This is a genomic window from Enterobacter sp. CPE_E863 (assembly GCF_046521465.1).
Classification (GTDB): Bacteria; Pseudomonadota; Gammaproteobacteria; order Enterobacterales; family Enterobacteriaceae; genus Enterobacter; species Enterobacter adelaidei.
Map to the genome: position 1 here is coordinate 2,906,499 of NZ_JBKFZX010000001.1, position 20,790 is coordinate 2,927,288.

Annotated in this window: 21 protein-coding genes and 3 pseudogenes; 17 read left to right on the plus strand and 7 right to left on the minus strand. The window is 51.3% G+C overall.

The genetic code is table 11. The features are described from left to right. Positions 1-90 precede the first annotated feature (90 nt). Complete coding sequence (gene yegQ, locus ACLHV8_RS14380) at positions 91-1,452, plus strand: tRNA 5-hydroxyuridine modification protein YegQ (protein ID WP_128347475.1); 1,362 nt, start codon at positions 91-93, stop codon at positions 1,450-1,452. 416 nt (positions 1,453-1,868) lie between these two features. After that, the gene (locus ACLHV8_RS14385; protein ID WP_208594247.1) at positions 1,869-2,543 is read left to right on the plus strand and encodes a hypothetical protein; all 675 of its coding nucleotides are present in this window, start codon (positions 1,869-1,871) and stop codon (positions 2,541-2,543) included. 44 nt (positions 2,544-2,587) lie between these two features. On the opposite strand, the gene ACLHV8_RS14390 is transcribed toward ACLHV8_RS14385, so the two are convergent. Both ACLHV8_RS14390 and ACLHV8_RS14395 read right to left on the minus strand, forming a co-directional pair. Then, positions 2,588-3,556: an IS5 family transposase gene (locus ACLHV8_RS14390; RefSeq protein WP_000654811.1), complete on the minus strand. Its 969-nt coding sequence runs from the start codon at positions 3,554-3,556 to the stop codon at positions 2,588-2,590. A gap of 227 nt (positions 3,557-3,783) precedes the next feature. After that, positions 3,784-4,480 (minus strand): IS1-like element IS1X4 family transposase gene (locus ACLHV8_RS14395; RefSeq protein WP_101416779.1). Its coding sequence is split into 2 segments (ribosomal slippage): positions 3,784-4,228 and positions 4,227-4,480, totalling 699 coding nucleotides; the frame shifts between segments, so codons are not numbered across the junction. 54 nt (positions 4,481-4,534) lie between these two features. On the opposite strand from ACLHV8_RS14395, the pseudogene ACLHV8_RS14400 reads away from it, so the two are divergent. Further along, positions 4,535-4,710: pseudogene (locus ACLHV8_RS14400) on the plus strand (integrase core domain-containing protein); the annotation flags it as partial. Between the two features lie 83 nt (positions 4,711-4,793). Here ACLHV8_RS14400 and ACLHV8_RS14405 read toward each other — a convergent pair. Beyond that, entirely contained in the window at positions 4,794-5,057 is a 264-nt protein-coding gene (locus ACLHV8_RS14405; protein WP_410376971.1) for a hypothetical protein, read from the minus strand. A gap of 24 nt (positions 5,058-5,081) precedes the next feature. Between ACLHV8_RS14405 and ACLHV8_RS14410 the strand changes: the two genes are divergently transcribed. Beyond that, complete coding sequence (locus ACLHV8_RS14410) at positions 5,082-5,786, plus strand: IS6-like element IS26 family transposase (RefSeq protein WP_001067855.1); 705 nt, start codon at positions 5,082-5,084, stop codon at positions 5,784-5,786. Positions 5,787-5,889: 103 nt separating this feature from the next. Continuing rightward, positions 5,890-7,119: an EAL and HDOD domain-containing protein gene (locus ACLHV8_RS14415; protein ID WP_187798064.1), complete on the plus strand. Its 1,230-nt coding sequence runs from the start codon at positions 5,890-5,892 to the stop codon at positions 7,117-7,119. 34 nt (positions 7,120-7,153) lie between these two features. Here ACLHV8_RS14415 and ACLHV8_RS14420 read toward each other — a convergent pair. Beyond that, a protein-coding gene (locus ACLHV8_RS14420; protein WP_407200121.1) for an IS1-like element IS1B family transposase occupies positions 7,154-7,850 on the minus strand; the annotation gives its coding sequence in 2 pieces (ribosomal slippage) (positions 7,154-7,598 and positions 7,597-7,850; 699 coding nt in all). 222 nt (positions 7,851-8,072) lie between these two features. On the opposite strand from ACLHV8_RS14420, the gene ACLHV8_RS14425 reads away from it, so the two are divergent. Further along, positions 8,073-10,658 carry an EAL domain-containing protein gene (locus ACLHV8_RS14425; protein WP_187798065.1) on the plus strand — a complete coding sequence of 862 codons (2,586 nt, stop codon included), beginning with the start codon at positions 8,073-8,075 and terminating at the stop codon, positions 10,656-10,658. Positions 10,659-10,691: 33 nt separating this feature from the next. Here ACLHV8_RS14425 and ACLHV8_RS14430 read toward each other — a convergent pair whose 3' ends face one another. Beyond that, on the minus strand, positions 10,692-11,396 hold the full coding sequence (locus ACLHV8_RS14430; protein ID WP_001067855.1) for an IS6-like element IS26 family transposase: 705 nt from the start codon (positions 11,394-11,396) through the stop codon (positions 10,692-10,694). 24 nt (positions 11,397-11,420) lie between these two features. Between ACLHV8_RS14430 and ACLHV8_RS14435 the strand changes: the two genes are divergently transcribed. The 4 genes from ACLHV8_RS14435 to ACLHV8_RS14450 all read left to right on the plus strand — a co-directional run bounded on the left by ACLHV8_RS14435 (position 11,421) and on the right by ACLHV8_RS14450 (position 13,846). Beyond that, positions 11,421-12,038: a recombinase family protein gene (locus ACLHV8_RS14435; protein WP_187798068.1), complete on the plus strand. Its 618-nt coding sequence runs from the start codon at positions 11,421-11,423 to the stop codon at positions 12,036-12,038. A gap of 184 nt (positions 12,039-12,222) precedes the next feature. Next, entirely contained in the window at positions 12,223-12,780 is a 558-nt protein-coding gene (locus tag ACLHV8_RS14440; protein WP_000108589.1) for an OsmC family protein, read from the plus strand. 141 nt (positions 12,781-12,921) lie between these two features. Further along, on the plus strand, positions 12,922-13,503 hold the full coding sequence (locus tag ACLHV8_RS14445; RefSeq protein WP_023304048.1) for a TetR/AcrR family transcriptional regulator: 582 nt from the start codon (positions 12,922-12,924) through the stop codon (positions 13,501-13,503). A gap of 4 nt (positions 13,504-13,507) precedes the next feature. Continuing rightward, positions 13,508-13,846 carry a carboxymuconolactone decarboxylase family protein gene (locus ACLHV8_RS14450; RefSeq protein WP_000888080.1) on the plus strand — a complete coding sequence of 113 codons (339 nt, stop codon included), beginning with the start codon at positions 13,508-13,510 and terminating at the stop codon, positions 13,844-13,846. Positions 13,847-13,875: 29 nt separating this feature from the next. Here the strand turns inward: ACLHV8_RS14450 and ACLHV8_RS14455 are convergent, their stop codons facing one another. Continuing rightward, a complete protein-coding gene (locus ACLHV8_RS14455) occupies positions 13,876-14,205 on the minus strand; it encodes a thioredoxin family protein (protein ID WP_008502229.1) in 330 nt (109 codons plus the stop codon). Between the two features lie 212 nt (positions 14,206-14,417). Between ACLHV8_RS14455 and ACLHV8_RS14460 the strand changes: the two genes are divergently transcribed. The 7 genes and pseudogenes from ACLHV8_RS14460 (at position 14,418) to yegS (ending at position 19,550) form a co-directional block, all read left to right on the plus strand. Next, positions 14,418-15,524 carry an alkene reductase gene (locus tag ACLHV8_RS14460; RefSeq protein WP_006687059.1) on the plus strand — a complete coding sequence of 369 codons (1,107 nt, stop codon included), beginning with the start codon at positions 14,418-14,420 and terminating at the stop codon, positions 15,522-15,524. 65 nt (positions 15,525-15,589) lie between these two features. Next, a complete protein-coding gene (locus ACLHV8_RS14465) occupies positions 15,590-16,291 on the plus strand; it encodes a DsbA family oxidoreductase (protein ID WP_008502228.1) in 702 nt (233 codons plus the stop codon). A gap of 65 nt (positions 16,292-16,356) precedes the next feature. Next, positions 16,357-16,485 (plus strand): annotated as a pseudogene (locus ACLHV8_RS14470) (sugar dehydrogenase); the annotation flags it as partial. 41 nt (positions 16,486-16,526) lie between these two features. Then, positions 16,527-17,495 (plus strand): IS5-like element IS903B family transposase, encoded by a 969-nt coding sequence (locus ACLHV8_RS14475; protein ID WP_187798067.1) that lies wholly within the window; start codon positions 16,527-16,529, stop codon positions 17,493-17,495. Between the two features lie 63 nt (positions 17,496-17,558). Beyond that, a pseudogene (locus tag ACLHV8_RS14480) lies at positions 17,559-17,861 on the plus strand (hypothetical protein); the annotation flags it as partial. Positions 17,862-17,868: 7 nt separating this feature from the next. Further along, positions 17,869-18,474 (plus strand): hypothetical protein, encoded by a 606-nt coding sequence (locus tag ACLHV8_RS14485; protein WP_028016350.1) that lies wholly within the window; start codon positions 17,869-17,871, stop codon positions 18,472-18,474. 176 nt (positions 18,475-18,650) lie between these two features. Beyond that, positions 18,651-19,550: a lipid kinase YegS gene (gene yegS, locus ACLHV8_RS14490; protein ID WP_129325220.1), complete on the plus strand. Its 900-nt coding sequence runs from the start codon at positions 18,651-18,653 to the stop codon at positions 19,548-19,550. 68 nt (positions 19,551-19,618) lie between these two features. On the opposite strand, the gene fbaB is transcribed toward yegS, so the two are convergent. Next, positions 19,619-20,671 (minus strand): class I fructose-bisphosphate aldolase, encoded by a 1,053-nt coding sequence (fbaB, locus tag ACLHV8_RS14495; RefSeq protein WP_028016348.1) that lies wholly within the window; start codon positions 20,669-20,671, stop codon positions 19,619-19,621. Positions 20,672-20,790 lie beyond the last annotated feature (119 nt).

Sequence of the window (20,790 nt, forward strand, 5' to 3'; positions counted from 1 at the left end):
CTACAATGCCCGCCCTTAAAGTGGGGGATCTCCCCTTACCGCTGCACCGGGTGTACGCGGATCTGACCTGTCATCAGAACGAGAACAAACATGTTTAAACCGGAACTCCTTTCCCCGGCGGGAACGCTGCAAAATATGCGTTACGCTTTCGCTTATGGTGCCGATGCTGTCTACGCGGGCCAGCCTCGCTACTCGCTGCGCGTGCGCAACAACGAATTCAACCACGAAAACCTCCAGCTTGGCATCAACGAAGCGCATGCTCTGGGTAAAAAATTCTACGTGGTGGTGAACATCGCGCCGCACAACGCCAAGCTGAAAACGTTCATCCGTGACCTGAAGCCGGTGGTGGATATGGGGCCGGACGCGCTGATCATGTCGGACCCGGGTTTAATCATGCTGGTTCGGGAGCACTTCCCGGAGATGGATATTCACCTCTCCGTACAGGCTAACGCCGTTAACTGGGCGACGGTGAAGTTCTGGAAACAGATGGGACTGACCCGCGTTATTCTGTCCCGCGAGCTTTCGCTGGAAGAGATCGAAGAGATCCGCACCCAGGTGCCGGATATGGAAATCGAAATCTTCGTTCACGGCGCGCTGTGCATGGCCTACTCCGGCCGCTGCCTGCTCTCCGGTTATATCAACAAGCGCGACCCGAACCAGGGCACCTGCACCAACGCCTGCCGCTGGGAGTATAACGTCCAGGAAGGTAAAGAAGATGACATCGGCAACATCGTTCATAAGCATGAGCCGATTCCGGTGACCAACGTTGAGCCTACGCTGGGCATCGGCGCGCCAACCGACAGCGTGTTTATGATTGAAGAAGCCAAACGTCCGGGCGAGTACATGACCGCTTTTGAAGACGAGCACGGCACTTACATCATGAACTCAAAAGATCTGCGCGCCATCGCCCACGTCGAGCGTCTGACCCAGATGGGCGTGCACTCACTGAAAATTGAGGGCCGCACCAAATCCTATTACTACTGCGCGCGTACCGCCCAGGTCTACCGCAAGGCCATCGACGATGCAGCAGCCGGTAAACCGTTCGATACCAGCCTGCTGGAAACCCTGGAAGGCTTGGCGCATCGCGGCTATACCGAAGGCTTCCTGCGCCGTCACACCCACGACGACTACCAGAACTACGAGCACGGCTACTCCGTTTCCGAGCGCCAGCAGTTTGTCGGTGACTTCACCGGCGAGCGCAAAGGCGCGCTGGCGGCTGTGGCGGTGAAAAACAAGTTCACCAAAGGCGACAGCCTGGAGCTGATGACCCCGCAGGGCAACATGAACTTCACGCTGGAACACCTGGAAAACGGTAAAGGCGAAGCGATTGAAGTTGCACCGGGTGACGGTCATACCGTCTGGTTGCCGGTTCCGGAAGAGGTGGAGCTGAAGTTCGCACTGCTGATGCGTAATTTCGATGGCGAAAGCACCCGAAACCCACACAGCAAATAGTTAATCAGGGGAATTTTTTCACGCTGGGATAATTCTTAGAATCGGATCACATACCGCTTCGTTCAATACGGGTATTATCCTCAGCGCTGAAAAACATAACCCATAAATGCTAGCTGTACCAGGAACCACCTCCTTAGCCTGCGTAATCTCCCTTACGCGGGCTTATTTTTTTGTAAAATTCAGTCCACTTATTAAGATTTAAACTGCAAAGACCCACCGTATGAAGAGTGTAGAGTCGGGGCTGCGTCTGCGGGAACACCTTTTGTGAAAATCAGGGGGATATGACATACATCGCACTTTTTGTTGGATCTGGCAGAAAGGCATGCTATTCGGAGAATTCCTAACCCCCAACCATGACATGCCCTTTACTCTTGATTTCTTAGCACTATACGATTTCACATGGATGGAGAGACAACATGGCATTTCCTGGTCAGATTTCAAAGGATATTCCGGATTACGAACTCGCACGCAGTCTTGGTCTTGCCTCCGGTGGCGATATAAATTTCACCGCCCTTGCCAGTCAGTTGGACTGCAGCCGAAACTTTAGTCAGGTTGGGATCATCTATTCAGACGGTGCGCGCCAGTGGCTGGTAAGACCCTCAAGACGGATTGCAACACCAAACGAAAGCTCGGTAAGTCATGTAGTCATAACTAAAGTGAATGCCTCTTCGAATAATCCCATCCAGGCTACGACGACTACGATTCAGTCACCTTCATTAGCGACCGAGATCGGTTCTACGGCGATTTCTTGCGGAGCCGCAATTCTTACTGTCGTCCTCGCCGCAGGTGCAGGTATGGCCATTCCTCTCACCGCAGGCTCCTCCGGCGCTGTTGCCGCTGTGATTGTCGCCGGTGGTGTGGCAACAGGAATTCAGTGTGCAAACGGGCTTGGCCGATTGTCACTTATTGCCATGAATCATAATGACTATATAGCGTGGATGGATTCCCAGGAGTGGTATACCGCAACCAATACCGCTCTCGATGCAATTTCACTTGCCGGGGCTGCCGCGGGTCTAAAAAGCGCTGTATTAACCTACCGTCTTCTCAATCGCTCGACATCTGAAAGTTTACTCTCTTTGCGGCTTTGTTGAATAAATAAGATTTCGTGCGAACGACCCTGTAGCTGGCTGGATTTTCAGGCAATACGCACGCTTTCTGGCATCCCAGCCTTTGTCATCCTGTTCAACGCACGCACCATGGCCATAGCTTCCGCTACCTGACCATCGTAGTCACGCAGCGTCAGTGAATCTCCCAACAACTGCTTCATTCTGTACATTGCCGTTTCCGCTATCGAGCGACGGTTATATTCCGTTGTCCATTTCCACCGTGCATTGCTTCCGCTCAGCCGCTGATTAGCAACGGCACGGTTGCGGTCTGCGTACTCACCGGGCCAGTAACCTGCTCCTTTTCGGGGAGGAATAAGCGCGCTGATTTTTTTGCGGCGCAGTTCATCGTGACAGAGCCGGGTATCGTAAGCCCCGTCTGCCGCGGCTGCCCTGATTTTTCTGTGAGTCTGCCGGATAAGGCCCGGGAAGGCTTCTGAGTCCGTGACGTTATTCAGCGACAGGTCTGCACAGACAACTTCATGTGTGTTGCTGTCAACAGCAAGATGCAACTTTCGCCAGATACGACGGCGCTCTTTGCCGTGCTTTCTGACTTTCCATTCGCCTTCACCAAAGACCTTCAGCCCGGTGGAATCAATCACCAGGTGTGCGATTTCACCCCGGGTGGACGTTTTGAAACTGACATTAACCGACTTTGCCCGCTTACTGACACTGGTGTAATCCGGGCAGCGCAACGGAACGTTCATCAGGGCAAAAATGGAATCAATAAAACCCTGCGCAGCCCGCAGGGTCAGCCGGAATACGCGTTTAATCACCAGAACGGTGGTGATGGCGAGATCAGAATAGCGCTGGGGCCTTCCTCGTGATGAAGGCGTTGCCGACTCATACCAGGCCTGAATCGCCTCATCATCCAGCCAGAAAGTGAGGGAGCCACGGTTGATGAGAGCTTTGTTGTAGGTGGACCAGTTGGTGATTCTGAACTTTTGCTTTGCCACGGAATGGTCTGTGTTGTCGGGAGGATGCGTGATCTGATCCTTCAACTCAGCAAAAGTTCGATTTATTCAACAAAGCCGTAGTTAATAGCAACTCATTACGTTGAACATCAACCTAAGAATCAACTTAATGTGGATAACTAACACAAAAACCAAATAATACACGGCATGCAGGGTTTTACACCAGTATGAATAGTGAGCGATTTAATTATTGGTTACCTACTGAAATATATAGAAATACTTATTTCATTTAGAACCGGGGTAATGACTCCAACTTACTGATAGTGTTTTATGTTCAGATAATGCCCGATGACCTTGTCATGCAGCTCCACCGATTTTGAGAACGACAGTGACTTCCGTCCCAGCCTTGCCAGATGTTGTCTCAGATTCAGGTTATGCCGCTCAATTCGCTGAGTGTAACGCTTGCTGATTACGTGCAGCTTTCCCTTCAGGCGGGATTCATACAGCGGCCAGCCATCCGTCATCCATACCACGACCTCAAAGGCCGACAGCAGGCTCAGAAGACGCTCCAGTGTGGCCAGAGTGCGTTCACCGAAGACGTGCGCCACAACCGTCCTCCGTATCCTGTCATACGCGTAAAACAGCCAGCGCTGACGTGATTTAGCACCGACGTAGCCCCACTGTTCGTCCATTTCAGCGCAGACAATCACATCACTGCCCGGCTGTATGCGCGAGGTTACCGACTGCGGCCTGAGTTTTTAAGTGACGTAAAATCGTGTTGAGGCCAACGCCCATAATGCGGGCGGTTGCCCGGCATCCAACACCATTCATGGCCATATCAATGATTTTCTGGTGCGTACCGGGTTGAGAAGCGGTGTAAGTGAACTGCAGTTGCCATGTTTTACGGCAGTGAGAGCAGAGATAGCGCTGATGTCCGGCAGTACTTTTACCGTTACGCACCACGCCTTCAGTAGCTGAGCAGGAGGGACAACTGATGGAGATGGAAGCCACGGGAGCACCTCAAAAACACCATCGTACACTAAATCAGTAAGTTGGCACCATTACCCAAAACCGGATAGCCGAACAGCGGTAGGCAATTTGGCTATCGCGTTTGAGCATTATAACGAGCACCACCCGCACAGCGCCTTGGGATACCGTTCACCCCGGGAATTTCTGCGCAGTCGGGTATCACAATCCTAAGCGGGAAAAAGTGTCTGGACCTATGGGGTCAAATCCAGTAGATTTTAAGTTTAAGCTTTGGGAAATCAACAAGACGGCATAGCGAATGATCCCCTCTGGCAAACCAAGCCGACTGTCGCCGAGGCTAATCCCTCTTGTGGTTTTTTTGAGCGGCCTGTGCTCCACCGTAGTGCTTTACCAACTCATCGTCGAGTCCGTCGATCAACGACAACAGGTCTACTTCGACTTCCGCGCCCGGGAGGCTGCTGAGCGCATCGAGAACCGCATGGCCACCTACCAGCAGGTCCTGCGGGGCACGGCCGGGTTCTTTGATGTGCATGATGATGTCGGACGTGAAGATTTCCGAAGGGGCACTGTTGCAAATAGTCGGTGGTGATAAACTTATCATCCCCTTTTGCTGATGGAGCTGCACATGAACCCATTCAAAGGCCGGCATTTTCAGCGTGACATCATTCTGTGGGCCGTACGCTGGTACTGCAAATACGGCATCAGTTACCGTGAGCTGCAGGAGATGCTGGCTGAACGCGGAGTGAATGTCGATCACTCCACGATTTACCGCTGGGTTCAGCGTTATGCGCCTGAAATGGAAAAACGGCTGCGCTGGTACTGGCGTAACCCTTCCGATCTTTGCCCGTGGCACATGGATGAAACCTACGTGAAGGTCAATGGCCGCTGGGCGTATCTGTACCGGGCCGTCGACAGCCGGGGCCGCACTGTCGATTTTTATCTCTCCTCCCGTCGTAACAGCAAAGCTGCATACCGGTTTCTGGGTAAAATCCTCAACAACGTGAAGAAGTGGCAGATCCCGCGATTCATCAACACGGATAAAGCGCCCGCCTATGGTCGCGCGCTTGCTCTGCTCAAACGCGAAGGCCGGTGCCCGTCTGACGTTGAACACCGACAGATTAAGTACCGGAACAACGTGATTGAATGCGATCATGGCAAACTGAAACGGATAATCGGCGCCACGCTGGGATTTAAATCCATGAAGACGGCTTACGCCACCATCAAAGGTATTGAGGTGATGCGTGCACTACGCAAAGGCCAGGCCTCAGCATTTTATTATGGAGATCCCCTGGGCGAAATGCGCCTGGTAAGCAGAGTTTTTGAAATGTAAGGCCTTTGAATAAGACAAAAGGCTGCCTCATCGCTAACTTTGCAACAGTGCCTGGAAAGGTTACATTTCTAAAAATTATAACGCTGACCTGGGGACCGGGAATATGTATTCATTTATCGCACGCCAGCCTATTTTTGACACAAAAATGCAGACCGTCGCTTATGAGCTGCTTTTCAGGGACGGAATGAACAATGCCTTTCCCGATGTTTCACCAGAATACGCCACGTCCAGAATGATTTCTGACCAGTTTTTATGCATCCCTGTTCCCCGTATAGCCAACAATCACAGTTCTTTTATTAATGTGCCGCACCAGATGATCATTAACGGACTGGGCAATACGCTGCCGAATGAAAAAGTGGTCATCGAAATTCTGGAAAATGCAGTCCCGGATGATGCGCTTTTCTGTGCCGTAAAGGATATGCACGACAGGGGTTACCAGCTTGCGCTCGATGATTTCACGATGGATGATGAATGGGACCGCTTTATGCAGTATATTTCTGTCATCAAATTTGATGTCAGAGACAATGACTATGAAGATATCCGGCAATATATCCACAGAAAAAGTCAGCTTCTGCAGGGCATAAAATTCCTTGCTGAAAAAGTGGAAACAAGGGACGAGTTTGAGCTTTACAGCCGGGCGGGTTTCGCGCTTTTCCAGGGATTTTTCTTCAGTCGCCCGGAAATCCTCAGAAATAAATGCCTTTCCCAGAACCCCCTGCCACTCTCCAGGCTGATGATGGAGGTGAACAGGGAAAACCTGGACTTTGCCGCGGTCGAACGTCTGCTTAAAACCGATCTGACGCTGTCATATAAAATCATGCGCTACGTCAGAAACATGCTGTTTAAATCACATGGCATAATTCAGGCGGACAATCTTACCCTGAAAGAAATGCTGATGTATCTGGGGGGCAATGAACTCCGGCGGTTTGTTGCGGTGGCCGCCCTTTCAAATATGGGGCGTTCCGGCATCAGTGAACTTTATCATCTGAGCATGGTTCGCGGAAAATTCTGCGAATTAATTGCCGGAAAAATAAATAATGTTTCATTATCCTATAACGCATTTATATGCGGTCTGTTTTCATTGCTGGATGTCATTCTTGAACTCCCCATGGACGATTTAATTAAACAGATTTCAATCCCGCAAAACGTAACTGCCGCGCTTTGTGAACATAAAGGTGAACTTTTTGACATACTGACTCTGTCGTTATGTTATGAGAAACTTAACTGGGAGGAAACCGCGAAAATATGTAATACCCTCAATATCAGCGAGTTCACTGTTATAGAAACCATGCAGGCCGCAACAAAATGGGCGGACGAGCTCGCCGTCTGTTAAGGATATTTATCACAAGACAGGTAATGACTCCAACTTATTGATAGTGTTTTATGTTCAGATAATGCCCGATGACTTTGTCATGCAGCTCCACCGATTTTGAGAACGACAGCGACTTCCGTCCCAGCCGTGCCAGGTGCTGCCTCAGATTCAGGTTATGCCGCTCAATTCGCTGCGTATATCGCTTGCTGATTACGTGCAGCTTTCCCTTCAGGCGGGATTCATACAGCGGCCAGCCATCCGTCATCCATATCACCACGTCAAAGGGTGACAGCAGGCTCATAAGACGCCCCAGCGTCGCCATAGTGCGTTCACCGAATACGTGCGCAACAACCGTCTTCCGGAGCCTGTCATACGCGTAAAACAGCCAGCGCTGGCGCGATTTAGCCCCGACGTATCCCCACTGTTCGTCCATTTCCGCGCAGACGATGACGTCACTGCCCGGCTGTATGCGCGAGGTTACCAACTGCGGCCTGAGTTTTTAAATGGCGGAAAATCGTGTTGAGGCCAACGCCCATAATGCGGGCGGTTGCCCGGCATCCAACGCCATTCATGGCCATATCAATGATTTTCTGGTGCGTACCGGGTTGAGAAGCGGTGTAAGTGAACTGCAGTTGCCATGTTTTACGGCAGTGAGAGCAGAGATAGCGCTGATGTCCGGCAGTGCTTTTGCCGTTACGCACCACCCCGTCAGTAGCTGAACAGGAGGGACAGCTGATAGAAACAGAAGCCACTGGAGCACCTCAAAAACACCATCATACACTAAATCAGTAAGTTGGCAGCATCACCGACAAAAGGCTGCCTCATCGCTAACTTTGCAACAGTGCCCTTATTCGCACCTTCCTTAGCAAAACAGAAAGCTGGCACTAAATAAAAATCCGTTTCTGCCGATACTGCCTCTGCGGGCTGTGCCTATTTCAGGCCAATGGACTCTCACCCGTTAAGAGATGGGGAAAATGAACTGGCAGCGCTTCAACAAAGTAAGTAGTTTTTCAGGAGAAACCAGTGGCATAGTAAAGAAAAATTTTATTATTACCGCGGCGTTGCTGAGCAGTCTCTTTCTGGCGGCAATAGTGAATCTTTTATATATCGCGGATAATCTTAATAATAAAGCAGACGCGCGCAGCAGTTTACTTTTGCAAAAAGCCCTCACTAACCGGCAGGAAAAGATACGCACAAATTTAATGGATAATGCCGACTGGGGCGAAGCGTATAATAATTTGCACAAGCAGGTGAATGTTAAATGGGCATGGGACAGCCAGAACCTTGGTGAATCGCTTTACACGAATTACCAGTATGAAGGCGTATTTGTTTTGTCTCCCGCCGGGGAGACGCGTTATAGCGTCATTGAAGGAAATCTTGTCAGCCAGCCTTTCGAGAAATGGCTTAACCGGAACATCACCAAAGAACTTTTTAACGACCTCTCACAAAGCCAGGGTAAAGCCGTCTCACGCCTTATGATGACCAACGGGCAACTCACCTTACTGGCGGCGGCCCGGATCACGTCGGGAGACGATGAAAGCATCACGCCGGTGGCGGAAGATGCCTCGGTACTGATTTTCGCCGACGTGTTAACGCCCGTTAAACTGGAGAAAATGGGCAACGAATACGGCATTCATAATGCGCATACGTTCGGCAGAATGGAGCCACACCTGAAAGCCGACTACCGGGAAGCTCAGCTTATTTTACCCATTGATAATGGCGATGTTCTGATTGAGTGGCTAAGCGACGATCCGGGCAGAGCGCTGATGAACCGGGAGCTGCCGTTAATCATCATTCTGATGTTATCGACCATTGCATTTACCTGGTTGATGCGGCGTGGTGCGTTAATCAAAGCGCAAATTAATGACGAAAATGTTTTCCTGCTTGAGCAAAGCCGACAAGCGCTTACGGCAAGTGAACGACGCTTTCGCGACGTCATTGAAGCCACCACCGACTGGATTTGGGAAGCGGACAGCGAGGCACGGCTAACGTGGTTATCCGACCGTTTTTCCGGCGTTACCGGTCATCATTCTGACGACTGGCTTGGGCGGAACATGTTGGATTTCATCCACAGCGACAAAATCCTTTTTCATCACTGGCTGCTGAATCCGCAGACGAGCAGTAATTACACGCTCAAAAAGGCCCGCTATTTCTCAGCTCAGGGCCATCAGCGTTACTGCAATGTGGTGGCGAAGCGCGCCATTATGGATGATGGTTCTATGGGCTTTCGCGGTACGATGACCGATGTCACTCTGGAAGTGGAGGCGCAGGAGCGTGCCGAGTATTTATCGCGGCATGATGAATTAACCGGCCTACCAAACCGGGTCAGAATGAAAGAGTTTCTGGAAAGTGAGCTGCGTTCTTTACCCGATCCGGATCATCCCCTGGCCATGATCAGCCTCGACCTGGATAAATTCAAACCGGTAAATGATTTATTCGGCCACAATGCGGGCGATGCGTTACTCAATGAAGTCGCCAGCCGGTTGCGGTCCTGTACCCGTAAAATCGATCTGGTTGCCCGGCAGGGCGGAGATGAGTTTATCCTTATTCTGCCGGATATTTATGTGCGTAAAGACATAGAGACGCTCTGCCAGCGCATTGCCAGTGAAATAAGCCGGCCTTTTATCGTTAACGGCAATGAAGTGTATATCAGCGTGAGTATGGGGATTGCACTGGCGCCTCAGGATGCAATGAACGCCAGCGATCTGATTCGGTTATCCGATATCGCATTGTATAAAGCGAAAAATACCGGTCGCAATAACTGGGTGTTTTACGAACCCAACATGGGCGAGTACTTAATTCAGCGCCGGGAAATGGAAAAAGAGTTTCGTGAAGCGTTATGCACAGACCAGTTTCAGCTGGTTTATCAGCCCCGTTACGACATTAAAACCTCGCGTATCGCTGCTGTCGAAGCACTGGTTCGCTGGCAGCATCCGCGTCTCGGTTTACTGATGCCGGATCAGTTCATCCCGCTTGCGGAAGAGACGGGCCTGATCGTTGCCATGAGTGATGTGGTGCTGGAGAAAGCCTGTAAAGATATGGTGCATCTCTCGCCCGATTTGGTTATTTCGGTCAATATTTCGGCGGTGGAGTTTAATACCCGTGGCCTGGCGAAACGGGTAAAGGCTGCGCTGCAAAAATCGGGGCTTAAACCGTCCCGGCTGGAGTTAGAAATTACCGAAAACGTGACGATTTCCAATCCGGATATCACGCTGGAAACCATGAAGCAGCTGAAGGATATCGGCGTACGCTTTTTGATTGATGACTTTGGAACCGGCTACTCGGCATTAAGCTATCTGAAACGCTTCCCGTTCGACGGAATAAAGCTGGATAAATCTTTTGTGTTCGCCATGGAGGAATCGGAAAACGCCAAAATCATCGTTGAGAATATTATCGGCCTTGGCAAAGCCTATTCGCTGGCTGTCACCGCTGAAGGCGTGGAAACGGCGGAGCAGTTGAAAAGGCTTAAACATTATCACTGTGACGAGGCGCAAGGGTATTTCATCGGGAAGCCTGTCGCGCTTGATGTGTTAAATTTAGAGGCACTGTTGCAAAGTTAGCGATGAGGCAGCCTTTTGTCTTATTCAAAGGCCTTACATTTCAAAAACTCTGCTTACCAGGCGCATTTCGCCCAGGGGATCTCCATAATAAAATGCTGAGGCCTGGCCTTTGCGTAGTGCACGCATCACCTCAATACCTTTGATGGTGGCGTAAGCCGTCTTCATGGATTTAAATCCCAGCGTGGCGCCGATTATCCGTTTCAGTTTGCCATGATCGCATTCAATCACGTTGTTCCGGTACTTAATCTGTCGGTGTTCAACGTCAGACGGGCACCGGCCTTCGCGTTTGAGCAGAGCAAGCGCGCGACCATAGGCGGGCGCTTTATCCGTGTTGATGAATCGCGGGATCTGCCACTTCTTCACGTTGTTGAGGATTTTACCCAGAAACCGGTATGCAGCTTTGCTGTTACGACGGGAGGAGAGATAAAAATCGACAGTGCGGCCCCGGCTGTCGACGGCCCGGTACAGATACGCCCAGCGGCCATTGACCTTCACGTAGGTTTCATCCATGTGCCACGGGCAAAGATCGGAAGGGTTACGCCAGTACCAGCGCAGCCGTTTTTCCATTTCAGGCGCATAACGCTGAACCCAGCGGTAAATCGTGGAGTGATCGACATTCACTCCGCGTTCAGCCAGCATCTCCTGCAGCTCACGGTAACTGATGCCGTATTTGCAGTACCAGCGTACGGCCCACAGAATGATGTCACGCTGAAAATGCCGGCCTTTGAATGGGTTCATGTGCAGCTCCATCAGCAAAAGGGGATGATAAGTTTATCACCACCGACTATTTGCAACAGTGCCCGTGTTTTTGCCTACTGCAGGGTCTCAACTCTGGAACAGACCACAGAAAACCAGCGTCGTGAAATTGAAGCGGCGGGTTTTGCCATCAGATCCCAACGACTTATTGAGGAGCATATCAGTGGCTCGGTTGCTGCCAGCGAACGCCCCGGATTTATCCGGTTGCTAGATCGCATGGAAAATGGGGATGTACTGATTGTCACCAAACTTGACCGTCTGGGTCGTAATGCGATGGATATCCGAAAAACAGTAGAGCAACTGGCGGCTTTAGATATTCGCGTTCATTGTCTCGCACTCGGAGGCGTTGACTTGACCAGTCCGGCCGGAAAAATGACTATGCAGGTAATTTCTGCTGTAGCGGAGTTTGAGCGGGATTTGCTGCTTGAGCGAACGCATTCAGGTATTGCGAGGGCAAAAGCGGCTGGAAAACGCTTCGGTCGCCCTCCCATCCTGAGCGAGGAACAAAAGCAAACAGTGACAGAGCGCCTAAATGCTGGCATCAGTATCAGTGCTATTGCCCGGGAATTTAATACCACCCGCCAGACTATCCTTCGGGTAAAGGCTGGATTGCTGCAAGAGTGAGCGGCTGGGAAGATTATAAAAAAATCAAATGGTTATTATGAAATAAAACAGCCTTCTGGGTTCTTTTCCCCCTATTTTTTATAAAAGAGTAGACAAAAGAGGTTCGCGATATTAACCTACCAACTAGATGGTTGGCACTGATTACACCAGCTATAACTTTTATCAAGAAATTACAGGAGCCATTATGTCTACTACCGTTAAACCTTCTGCAGACGCAGCTGCGATCCACAATACCCGTGAAGCAGTTCGCAGCCAGCCTGGCCTGGGTAACCTGACTTTCCAGATGAAAGCCCGTTCCAGCGGCGGATTAACCGTTCGCACAGAGACCGGCGCCACAATCCAGAACGGCGTTATCGATACCAGCCGCGTGGGGAAATTTTCTAATATCGGTGATGAACCCGCAGGTTTACTCGGCACCGATACCGGCATGAGCCCGACTGAATACATCATGCAGGCGCTGGCTGGCTGTTATACCGCCACCCTCACCATGATGGCTGCTGAAAAAGGGATCGACCTGGACGGTATCGAGCTGGATCTTAATTTCGATATCAACCTCAACGGCTTCCTTGGGCTGGACAGCAACGTGCGTAAAGGTGCGAAATCTATTCGCGTCGATGTTCACCTTACGAGCAAGACCGCCAGTCGCGAGGAGTTAGAAGCGCTGGTCAGCGAAATGCAAAAGAATTCGCCAATCCACGATACTCTGGCTAATCCGGTTGAAATGATTACACGCCTGGCGTGATGTCAGAGATGTAATGCTGCCATTCAGAATGCAGGATGGCAGTGACGTTCAGCTCTGCACGATACTGAGTCAGTGATACAACTTGCTACGGAAAAATAGCAACAATATAATCTATCAACTAGTAGATTATATGGAGTAATTATGACAACCATGACACGGGAACGGCTGCTCAGCGAAGCAGAACACCTGATGCGCGAAAAAGGGTATTCAGCATTCAGCTATGCTGATTTATCAAAAATAGTGGGTATCACCAAGGCCAGTATTCATCACCATTTCCCGACCAAAGATATTCTGGGTGAGCAGGTGGTAATACAGGCGTTCTCTGATACGCAACGCGTATTTGAGCAGATAGAGGCTACTGAGAAAAGCGCGGAGAAAAGAATTGCGGCCTACATCGATATCTTCGCGCAAAGCCATAAAGCTTCACTACTGCCACTGTGTTGTGCGTTGTCAGCAGAGACCGCCAATCTGCCTCAGGCAATTACTGTACAGACATCACTTTATTTCGATATGCAAATCGAGTGGCTCACAAAAGTCGTCAGGGCGGGCATGGAGTCAGGTGAGTTTTCATCCCATGCCGAACCATCAGATATTGCTTTGATGATCATTAATGTCTGTGAAGGCTCAAGCGTAGTGGCGCATGCAACGGCCAGACCCGAAGTCTTCACCAACAGCCTTAAGTATATAAAACTGCTTCTTAATACCCCACATTCAGGAGAATGACACTATGCTGGACTGGAACAACTATCGCTCAGAGTTAATGCAACGTTTAGGCGAGTTGGGCAAACTGACCCCCGAGACCATGAAAGGCGTGGTTGCCCTGGGCAACGCAGGTAACAAAACTGACCTTTTAGGCGCAAAAGTGCGTGAACTCATTGCCCTGGCGTGCGCAGTCACAACTCGCTGCGACGGCTGCATTGCTTTTCACGCCGACGCCGCTGTGAAAGCCGGTGCAACCGACGCTGAAATTGCTGAAGCGCTGGGCGTGGCGATTAACCTCAACGCTGGCGCTGCGGTCATTTATTCAGCCCGCACTCTGGATGCCGTCGGTCAGGCACGCGGTTAAGCATTAATAAATTCCACGTTAAAAGGGCATTACTGCCCTTTTTTTATGTCCGCAATCGCCTGAGCATATACCGATGCAGGTTTCACACCCGGTATGCGTTTAACTAATTGCCCTTCATGAAATATCAGCACAGACGGCAGCCCCCAGATCTCGTATTTGGTTGTCAGCACCGGCGCCTGATCTACATTGACTTTCCCCACCTGAATATCTCCATCGAGCCGGTCTGCAAACTGACTGAACATTTCTTCGCTGGCCTGACAGGGCGGACACCAGGGTGCAGAGAAACGTACCACCGATATTCCTTTGTACTGCTCTATCTGGCGGAAATTATCTTCGTTATAAGCTGTTAATGTACGCATGGTGATGACCTCGCAAAATGAGTGACAATTCAGAAATGGCTGCGTTATGACAAAAAAATACGGCACACCCGTTGACCTACCTACTAGATGGTTGGTATATTGCCATCCATCAGATGTTTATGCAACTCCAGTGCGCGACGTCCGGTCGATGATACTTCCGGGTTGTGCAAATCCCTGCCGGGATACTCCTTTTTGTTTCTGTGAGGTATACGATGAGTAAGCTTTTCACCCCCTACAATCTGTCTGGCCTGGCGTTAAAAAACCGTGTAGTCATGGCACCGATGACCCGCACCCGCACCATGAATGACGTGCCGGATGAGGTCGTGGCTTTGTACTATGCACAGCGTGCTTCTGCTGGCCTGCTCATCACCGAAGGGATGCCGGTTTCAGAAGAAGGCCGGGGTTACCTCTATACCCCTGGTATCTACAACGACGAACACGTCCAGGGCTGGCGTAAGGTGACACAAGCGGTTCACGCCAAAGGTGGCCGTATTTTCGCGCAGCTCTGGCACGTCGGCCGTATGTCTCACGTCTCTCTTCAGCCAGGCCACATAGCGCCGGTTTCAGCGGGCACCGTTCAGGCGGTCAATACCACCGTTTTTGCGCTGACCGAATCCGGAGAACCGGGCCCGGTTGTACCAAGCCAGCCACGCGCGCTGGAAACGCATGAAGTGAAACGCATCACTGCAGACTTCGTGCACTCCGCACGCCTGGCGATGGAAGCCGGCTTTGACGGTGTGGAAATCATGGCTGCAAACGGATTCATCTTTGACCAGTTCCTCAGTAGCGAACTGAACACCCGCACTGACGAATACGGCGGCTCGGTGGAAAATCGTCAGCGTTTCCTGCTGGAGACCATTGACGCCGTGGCGGAAGCCGTGGGTAACAGCCACGTTGCCGTGCGCCTGTCACCGTTCGGCCGCATTTATGACCTCGCGCCGTATGAAGGTGAAGAGCAAACCTGGTCAGCCATCACCGACGCGCTCGGTCAGCGGGAGCTGGCTTACGTACACCTTTACTATCAGCCGGTGTACACCAAAGCGCCACTTCCGGAAGGATTCCGCCGCCGTTTTCGCAACACGTTTAAAGGCACCATCATCGCTGCCGGCGGTTTCACCCGTGATATCGCAGAGCAGGCTCTGGAAGATGATGAGCTGGATCTGGTGGCATTTGGTGTGCCCTACATCGCTAACCCGGATCTGGTTGAAAGAATGCAAAACGGCTGGCCACTGGCAGAAAGTGACCGCGCCACCTACTACGGCGTCAGTGGTTCCCCGGAAAAAGGCTATACCGATTACCCGGTCTGGCAGGCGCAATAAATCCCATACGGTCGCGGTTCTCTGATAAGTGAGACCCGACCGCCCAAGGTCTTTGAGGAATCATTATGCAAACGCTGAAACCCACCCTCACCATCGATATCTGGTCAGATTTGGTCTGCCCGTGGTGCTGGATTGCTAAGAAAAGATTTGAACAGGGTCTGAATCGCTTTGAATTTCGCGATCAGGTGGTGATCCGTCATCACAGCTACCGTCTGGCCGGTGGTACTCCCGCTATGCCTTTTAAGGATGCCATCGTTAAAAAACTGGGCAGTCAACATTCAGCGGAGCTGATGATGAATCAGGTGGGCACCGCCGGTAAATCTGAAGGTCTGATCTACAACTTTGACGGCATGATGTTTGGTGATACAGAAGATGCACACACCCTGCTGGTTGCCGCGCGTAAGGCCGGAATTGCGGACGCGGTGGAAGAACGTTTTTATCACGGCAGTATCACCGAAGGTCGCTCTCTCTTTGACCGTCAGCAGCTCGTTGCAATGGCCGTAGAAGCCGGTATGGAGAAAGCTGACGCCGAAGCCGCTCTGGAAAATGACGATTTTCGCGCCACCGTTTCCGACGATGAAGCCCACGCACAGTCTATTGGCCTCAGCGGCGTTCCGGTTTTTGTGATGAACGAGAAATACGCCATCAGCGGGGCTCAGGGGGCAGACAACTTTTTGAATGCCCTGCGTCAGGTCTGGGATGAACAGCAAACCGAATTTTCAGCCACAGCGGGTCAGACCTGCGGAACGGATGGCTGCAGCATTTAATCCGTCAACCGCCGGCAGTTTCACGCTGCCGGCAACGTCTTACCCACCAGTAATGGAGTCTGAAAATGAATACATTTTTCAAAGGTAAAAAACTGCTTGTCGTCGGCGGCACCAGCGGCATGGGTCTCGCCGTGGCACGCATGGTACTGGAAGCGGGCGGCAGTGTGGTGCTGACCGGGAATAAAAAGACAAAGCCGAAGCGGGGCTTTGTTGAATAAATCGAACTTTTGCTGAGTTGAAGGATCAGATCACGCATCTTCCCGACAACGCAGACCGTTCCGTGGCAAAGCAAAAGTTCAAAATCACCAACTGGCCCACCTACAATAAAGCCCTCATCAACCGTGGCTCCATAACTTTCTGGCTGGATGATGAAGCTATTCAGGCCTGGTATGAGTCAGCAACACCTTCTTCACGAGGCAGACCTCAGCGCTATTCTGACCTTGCCATCACGACTGTGCTGGTCATTAAACGCGTATTCAGGCTGACCCTGCGCGCTGCGCAGGGCTTTATTGATTCCATTTTTTCTCTGATGAACGTTCCGCTACGCTGCCCGGATTACAGCTGTGTCAGCAGGCGGGCAAAGTCGGTTAATGTCAGTTTCAAAACGCCCACCCGGGGTGAAATCGCACACCTGGTAATTGATTCCACCGGGCTGAAGGTCTTCGGTGAAGGCGAGTGGAAAGTCAAAAAGCATGGCCAGGAACGCCGCCGTATCTGGCGTAAGCTGCATCTCGCCGTTGACAGTAAAACACATGAAATCATCTGCGCTGACCTGTCGCTGAACAACGTTACGGACTCAGAGGCCTTCCCCGGGTTAATCCGGCAAACCCACCGGAAAATCGGGGCAGCATCGGCAGACGGCGCTTACGACACCCGGCTCTGTCACGATGAACTGCGGCGTAAGAAAATCAGCGCGCTTATCCCGCCCCGAAAAGGCGCGGGTTACTGGCCCGGTGAATATGCAGACCGTAACCGTGCTGTTGCGAATCAGCGAATGACCGGGAGTAATGCGCGGTGGAAATGGACAACAGATTACAACCGTCGCTCGATAGCGGAAACGGCGATGTACCGGGTAAAACAGCAGTTCGGGGGTTCACTGACGCTGCGTGACTACGATGGTCAGGTTGCGGAGGCTATGGCCCTGGTACGAGCGCTGAACAAAATGACGAAAGCAGGTATGCCTGAAAGCGTGCGTATTGCCTGAAAACACAACCCGCTACGGGGAGACTTACCCGAAATCTGATTTATTCAACAAAGCCTCTCTTTGCTGCAAAAAATGAGCCGAGCGGACCGCTCGAGGTTGACAGAAGAGATCATTCGTATCCGAAATCCAGGCATCTCGAATTCAGGTGTAAAAGCAGCGATGAAAGCTGGGGTTTACCCTAAACGTTATCCATCGGAAGCGTTGCAGTTGCTCTTACAGCGTGAACTGTTGAATGCCATTTCAAACTCCTCGGCATTTGTTGGAAGTGCTGTCTCGGGTACAATCAGGAATCCGCAGAATATTACACAATCTGGTAAATACGTTTTTGGTTTGATTCAGTCTTTTTCATTTACAGGAAGTTATTGACCCGGACATGATAAATTACATCAAGAAGAGCCTTGCATTAAGTACTGTAATAACAGGTGAAATGGCGACTGACGATCGCCAACGGCTTGAATCATTGAAAGATCGCTTAAAAGGTCAGTTCGGTGTTCCTGTGGGTGTACATATGACAGGCATTCCATTAGCAATAAGTACCTTACTCACTATTTTTTGCTACGCTATGCTACAAGTTTCTGTCTGGATGTGGCTATTTCGTCTGCTCGGCTTACCTGAATTCAAAGTAATGATGGGAGTATTCCTGGCAGCAGTAGCGTATTGCATGATAGTGATGACCACAATGTTCCTGGCTGCCCGGGGTTCCTTGACAGGATATAAACTGCATATTTCCGTTATCACGCTGACTGGCTTGATGAACATCGTTTATTTTATCTGGACGTGGAATTCGCTTTTATTCGGCTCTGTTGAGAATTACACACCACAAATAACTTCTTTTTTAGGGCTGGTATTTTTCTGCCTGAATATCGCGTGGATGAATACATCGGTCTTTTACCGTTCAATCGCTCTAACGCTACATAATCGGGTTTGGCGTAAGCAGTTGAAAATTGAGGCAAAGCAAATGGCAGGCCTCAAAGGTTGACGGTAAGAGTCTATTGAGCGAAAGCCGTACAAAGAGTCAACAACACGGGGGACATCTTTCGTTGTAAAGGAGCCCCTTTTTACACAGGCTTATTTTTTCCCTTTCATCCTGTTCTTACGCGCTTTTTTCCTCCCTGCTATACACTCTTACTAACGCTAAAAAAGGGAGCAGCGCGGATGGCAACCTATCCAGACAGTTTATTGATTCTCAATGGCAAAAGTGCAGGCAACGATCTGTTGCGTCAGGCAATTCAGGTTTTGCGTGAAGACGGTGCGCGTATCCACGTGCGAGTGACATGGGAAAAAGGCGACGCGGCACGTTATATCAATGAAGCGCTCGGCCTGGGTGTCAAAACCATTATTTCCGGCGGCGGTGATGGCACCATCAATGAGATCGCGTCTGCCCTGATTGATTTAAACCAGGCCAACCGCCCGGTGATGGGGATTTTGCCGCTCGGTACCGCCAATGATTTTGCTACCAGCGTCGGGATCCCGGAAGATTTAGAGAAAGCACTCCAGCTGGCAATCCTTGGCAAGGCCACCGCCGTGGATATTGCCCAGGTGAATGACAAAACCTGCTTTATCAATATGGCGACCGGCGGATTTGGTACGCGCATTACCAGCGAAACGCCGGAAAAACTGAAGGCGGCGCTGGGTGGTGTTTCATACCTGATCCATGGACTGATGCGAATGGACACCCTAAAGCCAGACCGCTGTGAAATTCGCGGTGAAGATTTTCAGTGGCAAGGTGACGCGCTGGTGATTGGTATCGGTAATGGCCGTCAGGCAGGCGGTGGGCAGCAGCTTTGCCCGGAAGCGCTGATTAATGACGGTCAGCTGCAGTTGCGTATTTTCACAGGTGATGGACTGCTGCCCGCACTGTTTACCACATTGACCCGCCCGGAAGAGAGCCCGAATATTATTGACGGGAAATCAGCATGGTTTGAAGTGGATGCTCCGCACGGAATGACGTTTAATCTGGACGGAGAGCCATTGAGCGGGAAGCATTTCCGCATAGAAGTTTTGCCCGGCGCGCTACAATGCAGATTGCCGCCGGATTGTGCGCTTTTGCGCTGATGTTTTACACAGTGCACGATGATGCCCTCACCCCAACCCTCTCCCACCGGGAGAGGGAGATGGAGGCGTCAGGCAATCGTCACTTTGCTGTCCAGATACACATCCTGAACGGCATTGATCAGCTTCACGCCGTCGGCCATTGATTTCTTAAACGCCTTACGGCCCAGGATCAGCCCCATGCCGCCCGCGCGTTTGTTAATCACCGCCGTACGCACCGCGTCGGACAGGTCGGTATCACCGCCCGCAGCACCACCGGAGTTGATAAGCCCCGCGCGTCCCATATAGCAGTTCGCCAGCTGGTAGCGCACCAGGTCGATAGGGTTATCGCTGGTCAGCTTGCTATAGACACGGTCATCGGTGTAACCAAAGTTTACCGCTTTGTACCCGCCGTTATTCTCGGCCATTTTCTGCTTCACGATATCTGCGCCGATGGTCGCCGCCAGGTGGTTCGCCTGGCCGGTCAGGTCAGCGGACACGTGATAGTCCACGCCGTCTTTTTTGAACGCCGAGTTACGCAGGTACGCCCACAGCACCGTCACCAACCCCAGCTCGTGCGCGCGTTCAAAGGCCGCAGAGATCTCTTCAATCTGGCGGCGCGACTGCTCGGAACCGAAGTAGATGGTCGCCCCGACGGCTACCGCGCCCATATTGAACGCCTGCTCTACGCTGGCGTAGAGGGTCTGGTCATATTCTGTCGGGTAGCTGAGGGTTTCGTTGTGGTTCAGCTTCACCAGGAATGGAATACGGTGGGCATAGCGACGTGAAACGGATGCCAGCACGCCATAGGTCGACGCCACACAGTTACAGCCCGCTTCAATCGCCAGCTCAACAATGTTCTTTGGATCGAAATAGAGCGGGTTAGCCGCAAAAGATGCACCGGCTGAATGTTCAACCCCCTGATCAACCGGAAGGATAGAGAGATACCCGGTGCCGCCGAGTCTCCCGGTGTTGTAGAGCGTCTGCATATTTCTCAGGACCGCAGGCGGACGGTTGTTATCAACCATTACGCGGTCAACGTAGTCGTGACCAGGCAGATAGAGCTGGTCGGCTGGAATGGTCATACAACGATGCTGTAAAAGGCTGTCGGCGTCTTTGCCAAGCAACTGTGCAATATCAGTCATGTGATACTCCCGTAAGTCCGACGTCATGTCGGTGAATGTAATCCATTCCCACATATTTGCGGGCAGACTAAGCCTGGTACCGACTTAACAGATTTTCCAGCTTTTGCATTTTTTTCAGC

Bases quoted from the DNA above. Each gene is read 5' to 3' on its own strand.
- yegQ (WP_128347475.1), top strand. From the start codon at position 91: ATGTTTAAACCGGAACTCCTTTCCCCGGCGGGAACGCTGCAAAATATG.
- ACLHV8_RS14385 (WP_208594247.1), top strand. From the start codon at position 1,869: ATGGCATTTCCTGGTCAGATTTCAAAGGATATTCCGGATTACGAACTC.
- ACLHV8_RS14405 (WP_410376971.1), bottom strand. From the start codon at position 5,057: ATGATAAGTTTATCACCACCGACTATTTGCAACAGTGCCCCTTCGGAA.
- ACLHV8_RS14410 (WP_001067855.1), top strand. From the start codon at position 5,082: ATGAACCCATTCAAAGGCCGGCATTTTCAGCGTGACATCATTCTGTGG.
- ACLHV8_RS14415 (WP_187798064.1), top strand. From the start codon at position 5,890: ATGTATTCATTTATCGCACGCCAGCCTATTTTTGACACAAAAATGCAG.
- ACLHV8_RS14425 (WP_187798065.1), top strand. From the start codon at position 8,073: ATGAACTGGCAGCGCTTCAACAAAGTAAGTAGTTTTTCAGGAGAAACC.
- ACLHV8_RS14430 (WP_001067855.1), bottom strand. From the start codon at position 11,396: ATGAACCCATTCAAAGGCCGGCATTTTCAGCGTGACATCATTCTGTGG.
- ACLHV8_RS14435 (WP_187798068.1), top strand. From the start codon at position 11,421: ATGATAAGTTTATCACCACCGACTATTTGCAACAGTGCCCGTGTTTTT.
- ACLHV8_RS14440 (WP_000108589.1), top strand. From the start codon at position 12,223: ATGTCTACTACCGTTAAACCTTCTGCAGACGCAGCTGCGATCCACAAT.
- ACLHV8_RS14445 (WP_023304048.1), top strand. From the start codon at position 12,922: ATGACAACCATGACACGGGAACGGCTGCTCAGCGAAGCAGAACACCTG.
- ACLHV8_RS14450 (WP_000888080.1), top strand. From the start codon at position 13,508: ATGCTGGACTGGAACAACTATCGCTCAGAGTTAATGCAACGTTTAGGC.
- ACLHV8_RS14455 (WP_008502229.1), bottom strand. From the start codon at position 14,205: ATGCGTACATTAACAGCTTATAACGAAGATAATTTCCGCCAGATAGAG.
- ACLHV8_RS14460 (WP_006687059.1), top strand. From the start codon at position 14,418: ATGAGTAAGCTTTTCACCCCCTACAATCTGTCTGGCCTGGCGTTAAAA.
- ACLHV8_RS14465 (WP_008502228.1), top strand. From the start codon at position 15,590: ATGCAAACGCTGAAACCCACCCTCACCATCGATATCTGGTCAGATTTG.
- ACLHV8_RS14485 (WP_028016350.1), top strand. From the start codon at position 17,869: ATGATAAATTACATCAAGAAGAGCCTTGCATTAAGTACTGTAATAACA.
- yegS (WP_129325220.1), top strand. From the start codon at position 18,651: ATGGCAACCTATCCAGACAGTTTATTGATTCTCAATGGCAAAAGTGCA.
- fbaB (WP_028016348.1), bottom strand. From the start codon at position 20,671: ATGACTGATATTGCACAGTTGCTTGGCAAAGACGCCGACAGCCTTTTA.